The 18,455-nt window shown below is 48.9% G+C and carries 20 protein-coding genes; 15 read left to right on the top strand and 5 right to left on the bottom strand.

The window, feature by feature from the left end; all coding sequences use genetic code 11:
- The first annotated feature begins 45 nt into the window (after positions 1-45).
- Genes AB1L17_RS24110 through AB1L17_RS24095 form a run of 4 tightly spaced genes read left to right on the top strand, consistent with a single transcriptional unit; the run spans position 46 to position 2,270 of the window.
- Positions 46-852, top strand: coding sequence for a MerR family transcriptional regulator (locus AB1L17_RS24110; protein ID WP_412847642.1), 807 nt, complete (start codon positions 46-48; stop codon positions 850-852).
- Between the two features lie 41 nt (positions 853-893).
- Positions 894-1,676 (top strand): cyclase family protein, encoded by a 783-nt coding sequence (locus AB1L17_RS24105; RefSeq protein WP_412847643.1) that lies wholly within the window; start codon positions 894-896, stop codon positions 1,674-1,676.
- Between the two features lie 4 nt (positions 1,677-1,680).
- Complete coding sequence (locus tag AB1L17_RS24100) at positions 1,681-2,070, top strand: hypothetical protein (protein ID WP_412847644.1); 390 nt, start codon at positions 1,681-1,683, stop codon at positions 2,068-2,070.
- Between the two features lie 20 nt (positions 2,071-2,090).
- Positions 2,091-2,270: a hypothetical protein gene (locus tag AB1L17_RS24095; protein ID WP_412847645.1), complete on the top strand. Its 180-nt coding sequence runs from the start codon at positions 2,091-2,093 to the stop codon at positions 2,268-2,270.
- On the opposite strand, the gene AB1L17_RS24090 is transcribed toward AB1L17_RS24095, so the two are convergent.
- The 3 genes from AB1L17_RS24090 to AB1L17_RS24080 form a co-directional block, all read right to left on the bottom strand.
- Positions 2,229-2,528: an Ada metal-binding domain-containing protein gene (locus AB1L17_RS24090; protein WP_412847646.1), complete on the bottom strand. Its 300-nt coding sequence runs from the start codon at positions 2,526-2,528 to the stop codon at positions 2,229-2,231. The two genes, AB1L17_RS24095 and AB1L17_RS24090, sit on opposite strands and share 42 nt — an antisense overlap.
- Before the next feature lie 85 nt (positions 2,529-2,613).
- On the bottom strand, positions 2,614-3,732 hold the full coding sequence (locus tag AB1L17_RS24085) for a deoxyribonuclease IV (protein ID WP_412847647.1): 1,119 nt from the start codon (positions 3,730-3,732) through the stop codon (positions 2,614-2,616).
- A gap of 18 nt (positions 3,733-3,750) precedes the next feature.
- Positions 3,751-4,683: a DNA-3-methyladenine glycosylase 2 gene (locus AB1L17_RS24080; RefSeq protein WP_412847648.1), complete on the bottom strand. Its 933-nt coding sequence runs from the start codon at positions 4,681-4,683 to the stop codon at positions 3,751-3,753.
- Positions 4,684-4,855: 172 nt separating this feature from the next.
- Between AB1L17_RS24080 and AB1L17_RS24075 the strand changes: the two genes are divergently transcribed.
- From AB1L17_RS24075 to AB1L17_RS24055, 5 genes are all read left to right on the top strand, one after another.
- Entirely contained in the window at positions 4,856-5,422 is a 567-nt protein-coding gene (locus tag AB1L17_RS24075; protein WP_412847649.1) for a bifunctional transcriptional activator/DNA repair enzyme AdaA, read from the top strand.
- A gap of 47 nt (positions 5,423-5,469) precedes the next feature.
- A complete protein-coding gene (locus AB1L17_RS24070) occupies positions 5,470-6,582 on the top strand; it encodes a threonine aldolase family protein (RefSeq protein WP_412847650.1) in 1,113 nt (370 codons plus the stop codon).
- Positions 6,583-6,744: 162 nt separating this feature from the next.
- Positions 6,745-7,326, top strand: coding sequence for a TetR/AcrR family transcriptional regulator (locus AB1L17_RS24065; protein ID WP_412847651.1), 582 nt, complete (start codon positions 6,745-6,747; stop codon positions 7,324-7,326).
- A gap of 132 nt (positions 7,327-7,458) precedes the next feature.
- Positions 7,459-7,794, top strand: coding sequence for a DMT family transporter (locus AB1L17_RS24060; RefSeq protein WP_412847652.1), 336 nt, complete (start codon positions 7,459-7,461; stop codon positions 7,792-7,794).
- A gap of 22 nt (positions 7,795-7,816) precedes the next feature.
- Complete coding sequence (locus AB1L17_RS24055) at positions 7,817-8,131, top strand: DMT family transporter (RefSeq protein ID WP_412847653.1); 315 nt, start codon at positions 7,817-7,819, stop codon at positions 8,129-8,131.
- Positions 8,132-8,186: 55 nt separating this feature from the next.
- On the opposite strand, the gene AB1L17_RS24050 is transcribed toward AB1L17_RS24055, so the two are convergent.
- Positions 8,187-10,598 (bottom strand): penicillin acylase family protein, encoded by a 2,412-nt coding sequence (locus tag AB1L17_RS24050; protein WP_412847654.1) that lies wholly within the window; start codon positions 10,596-10,598, stop codon positions 8,187-8,189.
- A 182-nt stretch (positions 10,599-10,780) separates the two neighbouring features.
- Between AB1L17_RS24050 and AB1L17_RS24045 the strand changes: the two genes are divergently transcribed.
- Together AB1L17_RS24045 and AB1L17_RS24040 are read left to right on the top strand one after the other, a co-directional pair.
- Positions 10,781-11,461, top strand: coding sequence for a response regulator transcription factor (locus tag AB1L17_RS24045; protein ID WP_412847655.1), 681 nt, complete (start codon positions 10,781-10,783; stop codon positions 11,459-11,461).
- Positions 11,458-13,260 (top strand): sensor histidine kinase, encoded by a 1,803-nt coding sequence (locus tag AB1L17_RS24040; protein WP_412847656.1) that lies wholly within the window; start codon positions 11,458-11,460, stop codon positions 13,258-13,260. Before AB1L17_RS24045 ends, AB1L17_RS24040 begins: the two co-directional genes overlap by 4 nt.
- A 66-nt stretch (positions 13,261-13,326) precedes the next feature.
- Here AB1L17_RS24040 and AB1L17_RS24035 read toward each other — a convergent pair whose 3' ends face one another.
- On the bottom strand, positions 13,327-14,415 hold the full coding sequence (locus AB1L17_RS24035; protein ID WP_412847657.1) for a helix-turn-helix transcriptional regulator: 1,089 nt from the start codon (positions 14,413-14,415) through the stop codon (positions 13,327-13,329).
- 134 nt (positions 14,416-14,549) lie between these two features.
- On the opposite strand from AB1L17_RS24035, the gene AB1L17_RS24030 reads away from it, so the two are divergent.
- The 4 genes from AB1L17_RS24030 to AB1L17_RS24015 all read left to right on the top strand — a co-directional run bounded on the left by AB1L17_RS24030 (position 14,550) and on the right by AB1L17_RS24015 (position 18,445).
- Positions 14,550-15,947, top strand: a complete 1,398-nt coding sequence (locus AB1L17_RS24030; protein ID WP_412847658.1) for an MFS transporter — start codon at positions 14,550-14,552, stop codon at positions 15,945-15,947.
- A complete protein-coding gene (locus tag AB1L17_RS24025) occupies positions 15,944-17,032 on the top strand; it encodes a saccharopine dehydrogenase family protein (RefSeq protein WP_412847659.1) in 1,089 nt (362 codons plus the stop codon). Before AB1L17_RS24030 ends, AB1L17_RS24025 begins: the two co-directional genes overlap by 4 nt.
- Before the next feature lie 35 nt (positions 17,033-17,067).
- Positions 17,068-17,571, top strand: coding sequence for a DinB family protein (locus AB1L17_RS24020; protein ID WP_412847660.1), 504 nt, complete (start codon positions 17,068-17,070; stop codon positions 17,569-17,571).
- A gap of 238 nt (positions 17,572-17,809) precedes the next feature.
- Entirely contained in the window at positions 17,810-18,445 is a 636-nt protein-coding gene (locus AB1L17_RS24015; protein WP_412847661.1) for a nitroreductase family protein, read from the top strand.
- Positions 18,446-18,455: the final 10 nt, after the last annotated feature.

Genomic DNA, 18,455 nt, shown 5'->3' with positions numbered 1-18,455 from the left:
CCCGTGCAGGGGAAAGTCAAGGGAATGTCGGAGTGGAGTTTTTTCATGTTTAAGATCAGTGAATTTTCGCGGTTGAGCAGGGTGTCCTTAAAGACGCTTCGTTTTTATGATCAGATCGGCATTTTGAAGCCAGCGGATATAGACAAAGAGAATGGCTATCGATTTTATGCAGCGGAACAATTGCTGACACTCAATCGAATCCTCATGTACAAGGACTTGGGATTTACGCTGCAACAAATCCATCAATTGCTGCATGAAAATATGTCGCCTGAATATGTGCAAGGCATGCTCAGGCATAAAGAAAAGGAAATGGAACAGCTACTTGAGGAGGAACAAGCGCGATTGAATCGAATCAAGGAGCGTCTGTCATTCATTGAACAAAGAGGGAGTACGGAACAAGAGGTTGTCTTTAAAAGTGTAGAAGCGCAAAAAGTGGTCTCGTTTCGTTCGCATGGCACTGTGGAAGAGATTCCGAAGCTATTCGATAGATTGGCGCATTATGCAGGCAAGCAGCAGAGAAGCATGCTCTCTCAGATGGTTTTGTGGAAGGAGTCGGAGATAGACAAGGCTGCATTTGCATTTGAGATCGGGTATGTGCTCAAACAGGACATTCCCGTGCTATCCCGCATGCTGGAAGTACGTATGCTTCCAGAGGAGCCGATGATGGCCACTCTGGTCCAACGTGTGGAGCCATTCGTTCCATCCACGGCATGCATGGACTTGGGTAAGTGGATCGAGCGCAATCAGTACCGGATCAAAAAGGATCAGCCGGGAAGAGAGATCTATCTGCAATCTCCACAGCATGGTGGCGATACGTATGTAGAAGTACAAATTCCAATTGAATCACGATGAAAAACAAGAATATTCCGAGAGTGAAATGAGGGAATCCTGCTATGAAAAGAATGACACGTCGTTTCATTGATCTGAGTGTGCCTCTTGATCGTCTGGCGAAAGAACCGTTTCCTCCTGATATTCAATACAGTGGTCATGAAGAAGGGGCTGTCCAAGCTGCACAATATTTTGGCTTGCAAGCGACAGATTTCCCCGAACAGAAGGCTTGGGCGAGTGAAACTGTAACATTGACAACGCATACTGGAACACATGTAGACGCTCCTTGGCATTACTGGCCTACCTCAGAGGGGGAGCCCGCGAGAACCATTGATCAGCTACCGCTGGAGTGGTTTTACGGAGATGGTGTCCTGCTCGATTTCAGTGAGAAACCGTCTGGCTACGAAATCACGGTGAGCGATATGAAGCAGAAGCTCGAACAAATCCAATACGAGCTAAAACCGTTTGATATTGTCCTGATCAGGACGGATGCGGATAAAAGGTACTATGAAGAACACTATTTCCTCTCACATGCCGGGGTATCCGCTGAAGCCACTCATTGGCTGATCGATCAGGGGATCAAAGTCATGGGAACTGATGGGTGGGGATGGGATATCCCGTTTTCCATTCAAGCTGCTGACTATAAACAAAATCCGCGTGATGGAGTATTATGGGCGGCCCACTATGTCGGAAAAGAGAAAGAGTATTGCCAGATTGAAAAGCTGGCGAATTTGGAGCAATTGCCGAAGCCCTACGGATTTACCGTTTCGGTGTTTCCTGTGAAAGTGAAAGGAGCGAGCGCGGGATGGGCGCGTCCTGTTGCGATTTTTGAGGAGGAAGAGGAGTAGTTGCATGGGCAAAAAAGCGAAAGCTCTGTTTCTGTTATTCTGCTTCGGCCTCGGTTGCATCTTGATCGCAAAGGCTTCCCTGTTCTGGTATCCTGCATTACCATTCGAATCCAAGTCCAAAAGAGAGGTAACGGAGCTTTTGGACGAATACACGGGATCAATCGTCAAATTGACTTCGGAGAATCACATCGATTGGTATGGGTATGGGCCGCAAGCGAATCAAGCTTCAGCGGCAGAAGCGGTGAAACGAGCTGTGTCGGAAAAAGGCTGGACCTTTATCCAACAAGATGGGGCAGGGTACTTTTTTGAACGGGGCAAAGAAAAGCTTATCATCACGTCTCAAATGTGGACAGGCAACTATGTACTATTTCGAATCCCCGCTGGTGTTCTATAGAGCGGAGAGGAGGCGAGCAAATGAGCGGTATTGATAAAAGAAATCGTTTAGACGAAAAGCCCTTTGGCTATCGGATCGCAAAAGATCAGACAGTATTCATTGACTATCAAGGGAAGCTGGTGAAAACGTTAAAGGGGAAGGAAGCGGAAAGATTGATCCTACGCCTGCATCGCTTTCCACAACAAATATTTCTCTCGTAAACAAACGGCACAAGGCCGATACCCTGCAGCGATTGCGGTCTCTTCATCAGCAAAAAAGACGCGATGGCGCACGTAACCGCCTCGCGTAATGGCCCTGATGGCAGAGGGACAATCCAGTCGACCGTATATTTTGCGCGGTCGGTAGCCCCCTAATGTACCTGGAGTATTGCTCTGATAATAGACGCGATCAGCTCCAAGCAGCGTGTATGTTTTGGCAGGGTCAGCATCTTGAGGTGATGACTTTTTTGGCGTAGGCATATGGCTTCCTCCTCATTTGGTGCGTGTGTCGGGTTCACTCCAACAGGAGGAAGCCACAGCTAGCCTATATCGAGTGCTTTTTCAATTAAGAGAATTTCGGAATAGCGAAGTAGGCAGACAAGCGGTGGTTGATTTGCTCTTCGCTAAGCTCTGGGAACAATCTCGCTTCCTTCACCAGATCGTACAGACGCTCCATCGGCTCACGGCCATCTGCTTTCTTTGCCTTTGCGTCGTTCTTGAGCAGCTCCCAGATGCCTACTACATACTCACGTCTCGTGATATCCTGTTTGCGGAAAAAGAAATCGAGGCGCTCGACATGATCCATGAATTCGTCGCCGAAGCGCTTGTCCACTTCACCACGCAAGAGGGCGATCTCTGCTTCGTACATCGGACGCTCGTTGCCTTTTTCTTTACTGATCCAAGGTGTCTCCAATACGAGTGGCAGGTGGCGGATTTTTTCATGGTTCACGATGTAATTCATCGCATCGAAGCCGATGAGTCCAGCACCGATTGGCGCGTGGCGGTCTTTGCCGGCTCCGCGGAAGTTTTTGCTATCATTCAAGTGAACGACGGCGAGACGGTCCAAGCCGATTGTCCGATCAAACTGATCCAAGACACCATCGAAGTCGTTGACGATATCATAGCCAGCATCGTGAATGTGGCATGTATCCATGCAGACGGAGAGCTTGCTGTTATCTTCTACTTTCTCGATAATGGCCGCGATTTCCTCAAAGCTGCGACCGATTTCCGTTCCTTTACCCGCCATGGTCTCCAGCGCGATTTTCACGTCCGTGTCTTTGACGCCTGCCAGAACTTCATTCAAGCCTTCCGCGATGCGGGCAATGCCGTATTCCGCATCCTTGTCGGTGTATGCGCCTGGATGCAGCACGATATTTTTTACGCCAATGTAGTCGGTCCGGCGAATCTCTTCTTGCAGAAAGCGGACAGCGAGCTCGTAGGTGTCGTCCTTGTAGGAGCCCAAATTGATAATGTAAGGGGCATGTACAACAATCTCATCGACGCCTTGCTTGGCCATTACTTCTTTGCCTTCCGTAATGTACTGGTCTTCGATCGGCTTGCGGCGAGTGTTTTGTGGTGCACCCGTGTAGATCATGAAGGTACTCGAACCATAAGCTGCTGCTTCTTCTGCGGCATTCAGCAGTCCTTTACCAGAGAATGATACGTGCGAACCTATTTTTAGCATAGGATAGAACCTCCTTTTTTAATAAAGAAAACGCCATAAATAAAAAGTAGCGTACGACTCCCAATTCGTCCAAGCCTTGGACAGCTCTCGAATTTCTGCTTTTGTCGGCTTTTTTTCTTTTCCTAGTAAAAACTTGATGGCATTGTGCAAGCCGACATCGTCAATGGGAAAAGCAGAGGGCATTCGCAGACAGCGCATGAGTACATAGTTAGCCGTCCACGGTCCAATCCCGCGGATGCTGGTCAATCGCTTCTCCGCGGATGGATAATCTCCTCCGTCCCATAATAGCTCTTTCGATAGTTTCCCTTCAACGATGAGTTGTGCGACATCAATCAAATACTCGCACTTCTTGGTCGTCATTCGCAATTCATCTAGATCAGCGACGGTCAATCCGGCAATCCTTTCCGCTGTGGGAAAAAGCCAATACGACTCGCCTTCGCACTCTACACGTTGTCCGAAGCTCTCTACCAACCGCCGTTTGAGGGTGTACGCATAAGTCAGATTAATTTGTTGGCCGAGGATTCCCCAGCTGAGCGCTTCAAACAAGTCGGGAATGCCCATGGTCCGCAGCCCGTAAAACTTTTCAACTGCCTGCTTTAGCAGAGCATCGCTGGCAGCAAGCTCGTAAAACGGAACCAGATTTCTATCGAGATCGAACCAGTCTCGGACATAGCGTGCTACTGTGCCTCTTACTTTTTCAGAAGGAAGAGAAGCTCCCAGAAAACGAACGGTCAACCCTTGCGTGTCATCTGCGTGAATTTCCACTACCTGTGGATTCTGCTCAATCGGGATGGCTTTGTAAAGGCGTCCGTTTCGGATGTGAAACATGCATTCATTGGATGCTCGGGACAAGTAATGCAGATTTTGCGCAAAGCTGAATTCCGTAGGTACGGACAAGATCATTTCTTCTCTATTATCGACCCAAGCTGCTTGTGGTAGACCGTTTGTCATGTGAAAACCTCCCGTTTGACTTCCTCCTAGTTTTATAACAAGCAAAGCTGTCCTGTCATTTCGTTATCTTGCTATTTTAATCTCCTAGTAGTACGGATCACGTGGCGTGGGGGTATACTGTCAGTAAGAGCAGGCGATTCGATTACGGCGATAGCAAAGGAGATGACATGCATTGGAGGAACGGGTAACCGATGAGAGATGGCAAGCCATTATTCATAACGATGTGTCTTACGATGATCAGTTTTTCTATGCGGTGAAAACGACGAAGATATTTTGCAGGCCGTCGTGCAAGTCGAAGCCGCCGAAGAGGGAGAACGTGCGGGTTTTCCAAAATGCAAGCCAAGCTATGCGGGAAGAATTTCGCCCATGTAAACGCTGCAAGCCCACGGGAGAGAGGTTGCCTGATCGAGAGTGGGTGGCACTCATTACGCAGTATATTGATTCTCATTATACCGAAAAGCTGACGCTGGAGCATTTGGCTGATATGTGCCACGGCAGTCCGTTTCATTTGCAGCGGACGTTTAAGCGACTGATGGCAATGACGCCTGTGGAATACATCCAGAAAAAGCGGATGGAGAAGGCGAGAGAGCTGCTGATTCACTCAAACAACCAGATCGCTGACGTTGCGCAATTGGTAGGGATGCCGAATACGCCGTATTTCATCACATTGTTTAAGAAAATGACCGGCCAGACACCGAGTGAATATCGCCAGCTGTATGTCAAACAACAAATGACATAAGCTGCTCGTGAAATGTGATATCTTTACAGGACGGAGGATTCGGGAAAATGAGCGATACGAAAACTTTGCGGGAAGTATTTCATAAGACCGCTTATCAGCTCGCCGGGCACAGTAAAAGAGACATCCATCAATTGCAGCAGGTTCTGTCCAAGGTGGATGGGAATCTGGCGGGTGATATGTATGGAACAGGCGAACTCATCGAGAATTTTCAGCAAAAGATAGCCGAATATTTGGGCAAAGAGTCTGCCGTGTTCTTCCCCAGTGGTACGATGGCCCAACAAATAGCGATGCGTATCTGGTGCGATGAGAAGGGGATCAAAAAAGTCGCCTATCATCCACTCTGCCACTTGGAGATTCACGAAGAAGACGGGCTCAAGGAGCTGCATCAGATTGAGTCTGTCTTATTGGTGGATAAGGACCGAGTGATTGAACTAGACGATGTTCTTGGCATGGACGAAGCTATTGCGTGCCTTTTGCTGGAGCTGCCACAGCGTGAGATTGGCGGACAGCTGCCCCCGTATGAGGAGTTGGAGGCAATCTCCCGTTATTGTCGGGAAAAAGGGATTCGACTGCATTTGGATGGTGCCCGGCTTTTTGAAATCCAGCCGTTCTACCAGAAGTCAGCAGACGAGGTATGCGCACTGTTCGATAGTGTATACGTCTCCTTTTACAAAGGGGTGGGCGGAATTGCTGGGGCAATATTGGCTGGTGATGAAGAGTTCACCAAGCAATCGAAGGTATGGAAAAGACGCCATGGCGGCGACTTGATTAGTTTGTATCCGTATATCATCACGGCAGATTACCATTTTGAGCAGAGAAAGCATGCATTTCGTCAATACTACGAGGATGCGAAGGAGCTGGCGGGATGCTACCACCAATGCCAAGCGATATCCACGCGACCGAACGTGCCTGTGTCCAACATGTTTCATGTGCACGCAGATTTGCCTAAAGAAGAGCTCGAACGTATCATGATCTCACTTTGTGAAGAGACGGGGATTGGCTTCACGCACTATGTGAAACAGGAAGACGAGACTTCTAGCTCCTATGAGGTAAGCATCGGGGATCGATATGCGGCTATCCCGAAGGAAGAGCTAATGAGAGCGTTCGAAATGCTGAATCAAAAAATAATAGAGCAGAAATCACAAGTGGGTAGCGAGTAAACAAATCGATTTCGGGGGTGGTGGCAGTCTGGTGCCGGACTGCCGCTGCTATTTCCGAGCGAGGAGCTATTTTTCATCTCGATTTGACAGCTGCAAATTGAATTGATAAAATGAATGACAGTCAGTCAGTTATATTCGTTCGGGTAAAAGGAGGGAAGCTACATGGCGATAAGCAAAGACGACAAATATTCCAAAATCCTCCATGCAGCTATCGAAATCATAGCGGAAAAAGGGCTGGATAAGACGTCCATATCCGATATCGTGAAAAAAGCAGGGATTGCACAGGGAACGTTTTACTTGTACTTCTCATCCAAGATGGCTCTGGTTCCAGCGATTGCAGATAATCTGCTGACGATTACCTTCCAGCGGATCAACGATAAGCTGCAGGGGAAAACGGATATCGAGAGCGTTCTCGAAGTGTTAATTGATGAGACCTTTTCCATTACGGATGAATACAGGGACGTCATCATTCTTTGCTACTCCGGGTTTGCACTAAACAATTCACTGGAGACGTGGGGAACGATCTACAAGCCTTTTTATGAGTGGATGGAAGGCGTCCTCGTGAAAGCAATCCATGCTAACGCCATCATACGTGAGCTGGATGTGCAATGGACGGCCAAAATCATCATTACGCTCATCGAAAATACAGCAGAACGTTATTACAGCAGCGACCAAAAGAATGTAGCACCGGATGAATACAAAACAGAAATCCTTCGCTTTTGCAAAAGAGCATTAGGAATGTAATAAAAAGGATGGGCGTACCTCCATTCTTTGTATCGTGGAATGTCCTCGATAAGAGGATTTTTTCATTGGAATATAATGACTGACATTCATTCATTTTCAAATGACAGCTAGAACAACGAAGAGGTGATAACCATGGCATGGTTTTATTTAATTATTGGTGGAATGATCGAAATTGCTTGGGCATTGGGACTGAAATTTTCGGAGGGATTCACAAAGCCTCTAGTGAGTGTCGTCACGGTTATGTTGATCGTAACGAGCTTTTACTTTTTCGCTCAGGCAATGAAACGCATTCCGGTCGGAACAGCGTATGCGATCTTCACAGGGATTGGTGCAGCGGGAACAGCGGTTGTTGGATTTTTGTTCTTGGGTGAAGACGTATCCTTCTTGAAAATCGTTTTTATCTTGCTGTTGCTCACGTGCATTGTTGGATTGAAGCTGACGAGCAGCGCAGAAGAAGAGAGAGCATAACGACAACTTGGAGGTGGACAACATGGCATGGATGATGTTGATTATTGCTGGTTTTGCAGAAATTGGTGGAGTGATTTCGTTAAAGCTGACAGAAGGATTTACAAAATGGAAGCCGACTGTGGCTTGTTTGATCTTTGCAAGTATTAGCTTCTATTTGCTCTCGTCTGCTGTCCAGACGCTCCCGGTGGGAACGGCTTATGCAGTATGGACGGGAATTGGTTCAGCAGGTAGCGTGCTGGTAGGCATGTTGTTTTTCAAAGAGTCGAGGGACAGAAAGCGGATTCTGTTCATTACAGGGATTGTTATCAGTATCGTCGGTCTGAAGTTCATCGCATAAAGCATACGAGAAGCCTCCTGAACAGCGAATCAGGAGGCTTTTCCTTATTTCCTATTTACCAGGTAGGGGGAGGCTTCAGCAGCAGATGATGCGCTCCTGTCTGGTAGCTGTTCGCATCAAGGTTACTCCGATGATAGTTGCCCTTGATCCAGTCATCGATTTGGTCTTCATACCATGGGCTGTAGAAATGGCCGGATTGACCGGGTACCAATGAATTGAAGCTGGCCCCCTTATCTGCCATGTCGATTACCCTTCTCCAAGGTGCTCCATGAACCGCTTCTCCTTCACTAGTGGTGGCGGCCATGGCAACCGTATCGTCGCTTCCGCCCATTGGACGCGGGGTTGGATTAAACAGGAGATCAAGCGGCTTGATTTCCCCCACCGGATGAGCAAATCGAACCTGATGTGTCTTGCCCCATTGCCAGCTGTCAGGATCATCTCCCTGTACAGCGACAGCTCGATCCACGGCTTTCTGGAATGCAACGAATGCTACCGCCTCCAGACCGCCTTTTTCCTTCAGCCAGGGTCCCTCTTTCTCTTGTGCACTCTCGAGGATCAGATGATCAATCTCGGGCGAAAACATTTCCAGCATCTTCGCATCAATGGCTGGAGTAAACAAATAGTCCTGAATCTCTTTTATCCAGTAAAAGTAAACGAGGGAAGCGGCGCTCTCGGGACGATCGACGTGATCCCATTTTTTCAAGAGATCTAACACATGTGCATCGATCCCTCGCAATTTTGTTCGTTGCTCCGATTGCTCCAATCGATCCAGCAGGATGGGCAGTAATGTCGCCGCCTGCCGGCTTTTCTGATCCAGCTGTAGCTGCTGCATGTCCCGAACGGTAAGTGTATCCTTGCTGGCCAGTACTTCCATGATCCGGTCATACCGATACGATCTCGACCAATTGTAATCATGCGTGAGGTGATACGGGTAGGAGTCGTCGGCAACTTTGTTGTTAGCGGAGGCAATCAGACCCGAAGGCGGGTTGACCAGGGTTGGCAGCTCTTCCCACGGGATATATCCCTGCCACTCGTATTCATCGGTCCAGCCAGGGACGGGTAGGGAGCTGTCTCCTTTTTTACGGATAGGGATGTACCCGTTTGAACGGAAGGCAATCGTGCCATCTTCTGCTGCGAAGACAAAATTTTGGACAGGTGACTGGAAGTTGGTGAGAGCCTGTTTAAATTCCTCCCAGTTTTTCGCTTTATTAAACATGATCACGGCTTCTAGCTCCTTCGTTGGTTGGAGTGCGGTCCATTTCAGCGCCAACGCATGATCCGGGCGATCATCGTGAGCAAATTCGGAGATAATCGGCCCATGGCGGGTAATCACGACTTCATAGGAAAGATCAGGCGCTCCCTTTACTTTGATGATCTCATTGAATACCTGTGCTTCCTCCCATTTGTCGTTATACCGGAATTGATATTTGTTTGCTGGATTTCTTTCTTCGATGTACAAGTCCTGGGTGTCTACCTGAGCAGTTGTAACCCCCCAGGCAACGTGTCGGTTATTACCCAGAATAATGCCAGGAATACCGGCAAAGATCACACCGCTCACTTCCATTTGGGGAGCGATCAACGTTGTCTCAAACCAGATGGAGGGATTGTTCAAGCCAAGATGTGGGTCATTGGCTAAAATCGGTTTGCCTGATGCGGACTTGTTACCTGCGATTACCCAGTTGTTGCTGCCGTTAGATTCATGGGGGATATCCGCTGTTGCAAAGCTTTTTTTCAGGTCGATGCTGCTGGACTGTACCGCCTCGACGATGGGCCGCGAATCAGCAGGATAGTCGGTTAACAGATCGGCTACCTTTTCAGCAGAAAAGTTCTTGGTGAGATAGGCTCTGAATACTTGGCTCGTCCAGTTGCCGCTCAGATCATAGGCCATCAGCTTGGCGATCACGAGTGAGTCGATTGCTGTCCAGGGTGCTGGCTTGTAGTTCACCAAAGTAAATTCGATAGGCAGCTTGCCCTTCCGTGTGGATTCCGCGATATAGGCATTGACGCCGAGGGTATATTGGGTCAGTACGTGCTTTGCCTCTTCAGAATAGGCCTCCCAAGAAGCCTTCGCTGCTCGACGCAAACCCAGCGTCCGGTAGAACTTATCCTCATCAAGCATGGATTCTCCCATGATTTCACTTAACTGACCCGATGCCTTTCTACGGCTTAGATCCATTTGGAACAGCCTTTCCTGCGCGGTGATGTATCCTTGACTGTAATACAGATCATCCAAATTGTTCGCTACGATCGTAGGTACACCGTGCGCATCGCGATAGACGGATACCTCTGCAGTCAAGCCAGGAAGCACGAGCTCTCCTTCCATTACCGGTTTACTTTTCGTCACCATCCAATATCCATAGGCAGCGACTGTGGTCAACAGCAAGGCGAACACCAGCAAGCTGATCAGGAATATTCGTAACCACTTGCGGCGTGGTTGGCTCGTTTTGGTAGCGAGTGCTGAATCCATTTGCATACCTGCTTTCTGTTGAATTTTCCAAATCGTTCTTTTTTATCCAACGCCTTCAGGTACATAATAGATTCGTGCCGTGTTTTTGATGTGTTTATTTTTTTCAAAAATGTACAAATAAAAGACACACCAGACTGCTACGATCGTAGGAATGCTTGTTGCTTGCAAAGAGGAGTGATCGTGTGAATTACAGGGTGCTTTTGATTGAAGATGAAAGTCGCATTAGAGAGATCGTAGCCGACTATTTTGAGTTGGAAGGATGGACGGTATACGAAGCGGAAAATGGGAGAGAAGGACTGGAAAAACTAATGACGATCCAGGCTGACCTGGTGATCGTGGATATATTGATGCCGGAAATGGATGGATGGAGTGTCTGCAGGCAGATCCGAAAACAATCGGCAATGCCGATTATCATCCTGACGGCAAGGAGCGACGATGACGATCAATTAATGGGTTTCGAGCTGGGGGCGGATGAGTATGTCACCAAGCCGTTTAGCCCGAAAGTATTGGTGGCGCGGGCAGTGAATCTGATGAAACGTGTTGAGGGTACCGTGGGACGGGAGCATCATCTGATCTGCATGGGGAATGTATCGATTAACAAGCAGGCTCGGCGCGTCGAAGTAAACGGAATCGCCATTGATCTGGCGCCAAAAGAGTATGAGCTGCTGATGCATATGGCGAAAAACCGAGGGATCGTCTTATCACGGGAGACACTGCTCGATCACATATGGGGGTTTGATTATTTTGGGGAACCGCGCGTCGTGGATACGCATATCAAAAAATTGAGGGCCAAGCTGGGAGAAGAGGCCCGGCTCATCCGAACGGTGACCGGAGTGGGTTATATGCTTGAGGTGGAGTCATGATCAGACTGCGCAATGGAATCACTTTTAAGCTGTTTGCCCTAACCTCGTTGTTTTTTGTCCTTTTTTATTCCTTGATTACAATCGGACAGCTGCTATTCTTTGAAGATTTTTACCAGCATCAAAAAAGCAACAGTGTCAAGCAGAGCCTGCTTGCTTTTACCAAGCGATATGAGGAGGAGCAGTGGGACGAGCATCGTACATCCAGAGAGACGGCGCAGTTCATCATGGAAAACAATGCCCAGATCGCCTTTCTTCAGCCTGATGGCGAGCCCATCTATGAGAGCCCGTTCCGAATGGAGCTATCAACCGTGGACGGAGGGATGGTCAACGTAGCTCTGTACTTTTTTGAGGATCTGGAAGGGCTGCATGCGGCTGGTTTGAAGCCGGGGGATACCGTAACGGTAGAAGGCTACTATGACTACGAACTAGGCAGAGGACTTTTCTATCCCGTTACGATTACGAAACAAGCGAACAGCATACGTGGTATGACGGTAGGGGAAGATGAATCACTCACTCGTTACACAGGCGTGATCTCCAGATTACAGCTGCCAGAGTCACCGAGGTACGGGATGGCGATCGGACTTCTTGCCACCGCCCTGTACGATTCGTTTCCATTGACTGAGACAGAGCTGGCAGAGCTACAAAAGGGGAATATGCTGGAGGTCAACTGGACGGAAGCATGGACTGGAGTACGAAACGTGATCTTCATTCAGCCGATTTTCCATCAAGGGGAACTGACTCAACTGGTTTTCGCTATTTCTTCCCTCCACGAAGTAGGCGAATCGTTTCAGCTGATGCAAGAGTATTTCTTTTATTTTGGGGTTGGCGGAATCGTACTGATCATCCTTTTGTCCCTGCTATTCTCGCGTATTGTTACGCAGCCAATCATCGAGTTGAACGATGCCGCTGCACGAATGGCCAAGCTCGATTTTGGGGTGGTGTTGATGAGCAAGCGCAAGGATGAGATCGGGAGTCTCTCTGGAAGCCTGAATAGTCTGTCTCACAATTTGCAGCAAACCATTCATGATTTGCAGGTAGCCAATGAGCAACTCATACGAGATATGGAACAGAAGCAAAAGCTGGAGCAAATGCAAAAGGAATTTATCGCCAATGCCTCCCATGAGCTACAAACGCCGTTAAGTATCGTAAAGGGCTTTGCCGAAGGGTTGCAGGATGATATTGCGGCACATAAACGAGCGAGGTATATCGAGGTGATTCTGGATGAAACCATCCGGATGGGAAGCTTGGTCGCAGATATGCTGGAGCTGGCAAAGCTGGAGTCTCATTCAAGCCGATTGAAAAAAGTAGCGTTTTCCCTCGAAGACCTGGTTGGCGGCGTGATCGATAAATTGTCTCATCATTTCAGGGAAAAGCAGTTGGCGGTTGTGGTCGGCTCCTTGTTTGGAAAGCATGCGTATGCGGATCCGAAGCGAATGGAACAGGTTTTTTTCAACATTATTGTCAACGCAATCCGTCATGCTGACCCCGGTAGCACGATTTTGATTCATTTCAAGGACGAAGACCGGCACATATGCACTACCATCGAAAATATGGGTGAACACATTCCTGAGGATCAATTGGACTTTATTTGGAATCGGTTTTACAGAGGGGAGCAGTCTCGAAACAGGAAAAAGGGAGGAACCGGTTTAGGACTCGCGATCACGAAGCATATTCTCGAGCTGCATGGCAGCAGTTATGGGGTACGTAATACGGAGCACGGTGTGGCGTTTACCTTTACGCTGGAGTCGTCTGTGACAGGTGAACACAGCCAACTCCTTCAGCAATATCAATCGATCTAATGCAATAAGAAGAGGTCTGAAGATATGATTCTTGAGACCTCTTTTTCATTTTAAGCAAAAACAGCTTTACTGGTTCGCCTGTACACCAAAGCGGGTAAACAATTGCCAGATCAGCTCTCTTCTGCTGGACACTCCGGTTTTGACGAATATGGACTTCAAATGATCCTGCACGGTGTACGTAGAGATGTGCAGTGTGCGTGCTAGCACCTTCGTAGAGGCGCCGCGGACGATCTGGTCGAGTATTTGCTTCTCCCGTGCAGACAGCCCGTATGCTTCGGCGATGAGAGGAAGCATGTCAGCAGGTTTTGCGGGGCCGAACAAGACAGCCAAGTGGACCGAGTTGTTTTGACTGTTCATGGGGCTGGCCTGAATGGTCATATAAGGGCCATCTGGCATGCGAATACAGACTTTTGCCATGGATGCCGTGTGACCTGGTTCTGCCAGCTGGGAGAGTGCTCGCGAACAAACCGCTCGCACTGGCCGGGGCAAGGTATCGCGTTCAATCGACTCCCATTTGCGGAGCAGCGACAGCCATTTTTCCGCTGTGGGATTGGCGGCGAGTAAGGTGATCTGATCCGACAGCATCAATATTCCCATCTCTTCTTCCATCCACGTATTCTCTTCGGCGGGCAAGGACAGACTCGTCTTCCGCAGCTGATAAGCAATTAAGGGCGCCAAAGCCAATATACATTCACGCTCTTGCTCAGAAAAAAAGGGACGCCCCTGCAAGCGAAACAACGTCAAAAACCCCCAGCATGCACCGTCGTACTTGAGAGCAGCACGCAGTTCATCATGAAACCCGGCTGGGAGCAGGACATTGCGATAGCGGTCACTGCGTTCAAGCTGTCCTTCCGTCGCTTGGCTCAACGTAGCGACAGGCTCAGCTGCTTTGCACAGATAATCATACCGATTGAAGTCCTGGCGTAAGTATTCATGCTCGAAAATGCCATGATGAATGGCTTCCACTCCGTCTTCTGTGATAGCGCCAGTGGACAAAAGCGTTTGCGGATCAACAGCGGTACAGCAAGCCCCGTCAAAAGGGACGAACTCTCGCAATAGCTGCAAGAGCGCTGTCCGGTAGTCTTGTGAAGAGTGGGAAAAGCGCTCGGCTAGGGCCATTACTTTTCGTTTGCTAGCTTCCCAATATGTACTCATCAGCATTCTCCTGTGCGTCTATTGGCAATGGAAAATCCCAGCTTTGTGGGATGGTGCTCTCCTCGTTCCTCTCTATAATTGAGAATAATTCTTAGTCTAAATTTACAAGATACGCGAGGAGTTGGAAAGACCATATGAGCCAGAAGCAGCGCTTTTTTATGATGATCGCAATTTGTTTGGGTGCATTCCTGTCTCATTTTACGGCGGGGATTGTCAATGTATCGCTCCCTTCATTCACATACATTTTCCAGACGGAGCTGGCGATCGCACAATGGATTACCACAGGGTATTTGCTTGTCATTGCGTCTCTTCTTCCCGTTATGGGCAAGCTGGGAGATCGGTACGGGCATCGTGTAATGCACAATTACGGCTTTCTGCTGTTCACGGTGAGCTCTGTTTTGGTGGCATTTTCGACGACGATCACGATGCTGCTGGCGCTTCGAATCGTGCAAGCCATCGGAGCGGCTATGTTCCAGGCTACGAATATCGCGCTCATCGCGATTTTGCTCCCGAAAGAAATGCGGGGGAGGGCCCTTGGGATCATGAGTACAGCTGTCGCGCTTGGCGGAATGACGGGGCCGATTGCAGGGGGGATGATCGCGTCATGGCTGAGCTGGGAGTGGTTGTTTCTCATTCATGTTCCTGTCGCCATTTTGGCTACGGGGCTGGCTTTTCGTTATATTCCTTCCTATGAGCAGACGAAGAAGATCGGCTCACTTGATCTCGTTGGGGCAGGGCTGTTCATGCTGGTGGTCAGCTCAGTCATTATAGCGATATCCAATGGAAACGGATGGGGCTGGGATTCAGCAGGGATGCTCATTCTTTATGGGGGTGTACTCGTCTTGGCATGGACACTTGTCTGGTGGGAGCGGCGACAATTCGTTCCGTTTTTGCCCGTGGCAGTCTTTCGTCTACCGGCCGTGTCCAGTGGGCTGTTCATTAGCTTTGCATCGTTTGTGCTCGCCAATCTCGTACTGGTTGTTATGCCGTTCTACTTGCTTAAGCAAGAGCATGTATCCCCGTTGACGGCAGGGTATATGATGACGGCTTACCCGCTGCTTCTAGCGCTGACGGGTCCTTTTAGTGGCTGGGCTTCTGACCGATATCGGGCACGACCGCTCATTTTTGCAGGTCTTGGTGCGATGGGGGCAGGGTTGACTGTTTTGGCGATATGGCTAGAGACACTGTCTGCACTGGAAATCATTGCGGTACTGGCTCTGGTAGGGGCAGGTATGGGGCTGATTGCTTCGCCCAACAACAGCTACATCATGCGTCACGTCCCGATGGAGCATGCGGGCGCGATCGGAGGCATGATCGCCTTGACGCGCAATGCAGGGATGGTGGTCGGCGCAGCGTTGGGACTAGGTATGATGAACGGTGAATCGAGTCAAGCTGTGCAGCCGACGATCGATGCGTATCGTGCGGTTTTTGAAGCAGGTGGCTTGATTTGCTTGAGCGGTTTCCTGGTCTGGTGGTATGCGGCATGTGTGGAGCGGCAGAAACAAAGAGGCACAGAGGTGGAGAAGGCATGAACAAGGATCAGATCGTCGTGGTCGGAGGATACGGACATGTAGGAGCAACCATATGCAAGAAGCTGGGTGAAGCATATCCGGGGCAGGTGTATGCGGCTGGGCGCAGCTTGGAAAAGGCAGAAGCGTTTTGCCGGGAAACAGCTGGGAAGGTGTTGCCTCTCCAAATAGATATTCATAAGCCGCTTCACAAAAGCATGCTGGAAAAAGTCAAGCTGGTGGTTATGTGTCTGGATCAGACGCATACGGATTTTGTGGAGGTCTGTCTGCGGAATGGGACGCATTATCTTGATATCTCGGCGAGCGGCCATTTTTTGACCCGAATCGAGCAATGGGGGAGCAACGCCGCCTCGGAGAACATGGGAACCGCCGTGCTTAGTGTAGGGCTGGCACCAGGTCTGACCAACCTGCTGGCGGGGGAAGCTCACCGTTTGTTGGAGACGATCAGTGAGCTGGACATTTTCATCATGCTCGGCTTGGGGGATCGGCACGGGAAGGCGGCAATTGAATGGACAGTCGATCATTTGTGCACGAGCTACGAGGTGACGAACAAGCATCAACGTGTAATTGTGGAGAGCATGACAGAGGGCAAGCTCGTTGATTTCGGACGAGAGCTGGGCAAAAAGCACGCATATCGCTTTCCGTTTTCCGATCAGCAGACATTGGCACGCACCTTGGGGGTTCCCACAGTATCTACACGACTTTGCTTTGAGCAGGATTGGATGACGAGAGTGGTGGCGGCCCTTCGAAGCATGGGAATTTGCCGATTACTCGAGCAACCAAAAGTACGCCAAGCCACGATTGACGCATTTGAGCGTTGGAAAATGGGCGATGATCGGTTTGCCATCAAGGTGGAGGCGCGGGGAAAACGGGGAAACAACGAGGCTACCGTAGAGTGTCTGCTTTACGGGCACGATCAGTCTAAAATGACGGCATGTGTGGCTGCTGATGTAGCAAAATCGCTGTATACCGAGGCTTTTCCACCCGGAGTCCACCATATTGAACAACTGTTTAAACTAGAAAAAATGAGATATTGGCTGGAGCAGGAAACATCACTGACCATATTTGTCAGGGAAGTCGGCATATGATAGAGCTATCAACGCGCTAATAAGGGGGCTTTATCATGACACACTATGCCAAAACGATGTATGATTTTCACACATGGGCGAATCAGACGTTAATCAATCGCTTGAAAGAACTTCCAGAAGATGTTTACGAGCAGGAAGTCCAAAGCGTTTTCCCGACGGTAGCAAAAGTGATGGAGCATATTTATATGGTGGACCAAGGCTGGTTTCTCATATTGCAGGGCGTGGACATGCAAACGGCATTGAATGAGGCATGGCAGCGGGAAAAGGAATTAACGGGAAAAAGCCTGGAGGAAGTAGAGCAGAAGTATGCAGAGCTGGTCGAGCAATACAGAGCTTTTCTTAGCCAAGAAGAAGATTTGGATCGGCGCATTGTCCTTGATAATCCGTACACGAGCGTACGCGATACGAGCTTGGCAGAAATGATCATGCAAGTGGTCAACCACGGAACGTATCATCGTGGAAACATAACGGCGATGCTGCGCCAAATGGGGTATCCTTCTGTCATGACTGATTATGCTCTTTACTGGTACGCCAACTAAACAAGACTATGGGGCTGGAAGAGATTTCATTCTTCTGGCCCCGGGCTGTTGACAAGGAAGAATTATGGTCATATAATTATCTTGAATTTAAGATATTCACTTTTATAACGCCGTCATCCTACTTCCCCAAGATACAGTGGATATCGATTGTTCAAGCAGGAGTCATTTTTTTATACCAATTATCTTTAATTTAAGATATTAAAAAACGAAGAGATATAAAAATCGAGGAGGAAGTCCCATGAGTGAATTCACTACCCTTGTAAAGAACAGAAGGTCTGCTAACAAGTTTCTTACAGACGTATCGATCTCATCTGCTGAAATAGAAGAAATCATGTCGCTGGTCAAATTCGCGCCATCTGCATTCAACTTGCAGCATGCCCATTATGTAGTTATCACCGATCCAGAAGCCAAAGAGCGAGTATATGAAGCGGCATATAGACAATATAAGGTAAAAACCGCTTCGGCAGTTGTGCTGGTGTTTGGAGACAAGGAAGCGTACCAAAGCGTGGAGCGCATTAATGAAGGTCTGCTTCATTTAGGGATCATGGATCAACGCGAGTACGAGCACAACAATTCTTCTGTCAGAGCGATGCACGAGTCTGGAGGAGAGCAGTTCAAGCGCGATGAAGCAATCCGCAATGCCAGCCTGTCTGCCATGCTGTTCATGCTCGCTGCCAAGGATAAGGGTTGGGATACTTGCCCGATGATCGGCTTCGATCCAGCAGCCGTCCAAGAGATTACAAAGGTTCCCGACAACTATGTGCCAGCCTTGATGATCACAATCGGAAAAGAAGACACGGCTAGTCAGCGTGTCAGAGGATATCGCAAGCCAGTCGGAGAGTTCGTGAGCTATAACACATTCCAATCGAAATGAACGAAAAAGG

The organism is Brevibacillus jepli (assembly GCF_047229145.1).
Taxonomy (GTDB): Bacteria; Bacillota; Bacilli; order Brevibacillales; family Brevibacillaceae; genus Brevibacillus.
The sequence above is the reverse complement of the archived record's forward strand: the minus strand, read 5'-3'. Positions and strand labels throughout refer to the sequence as shown.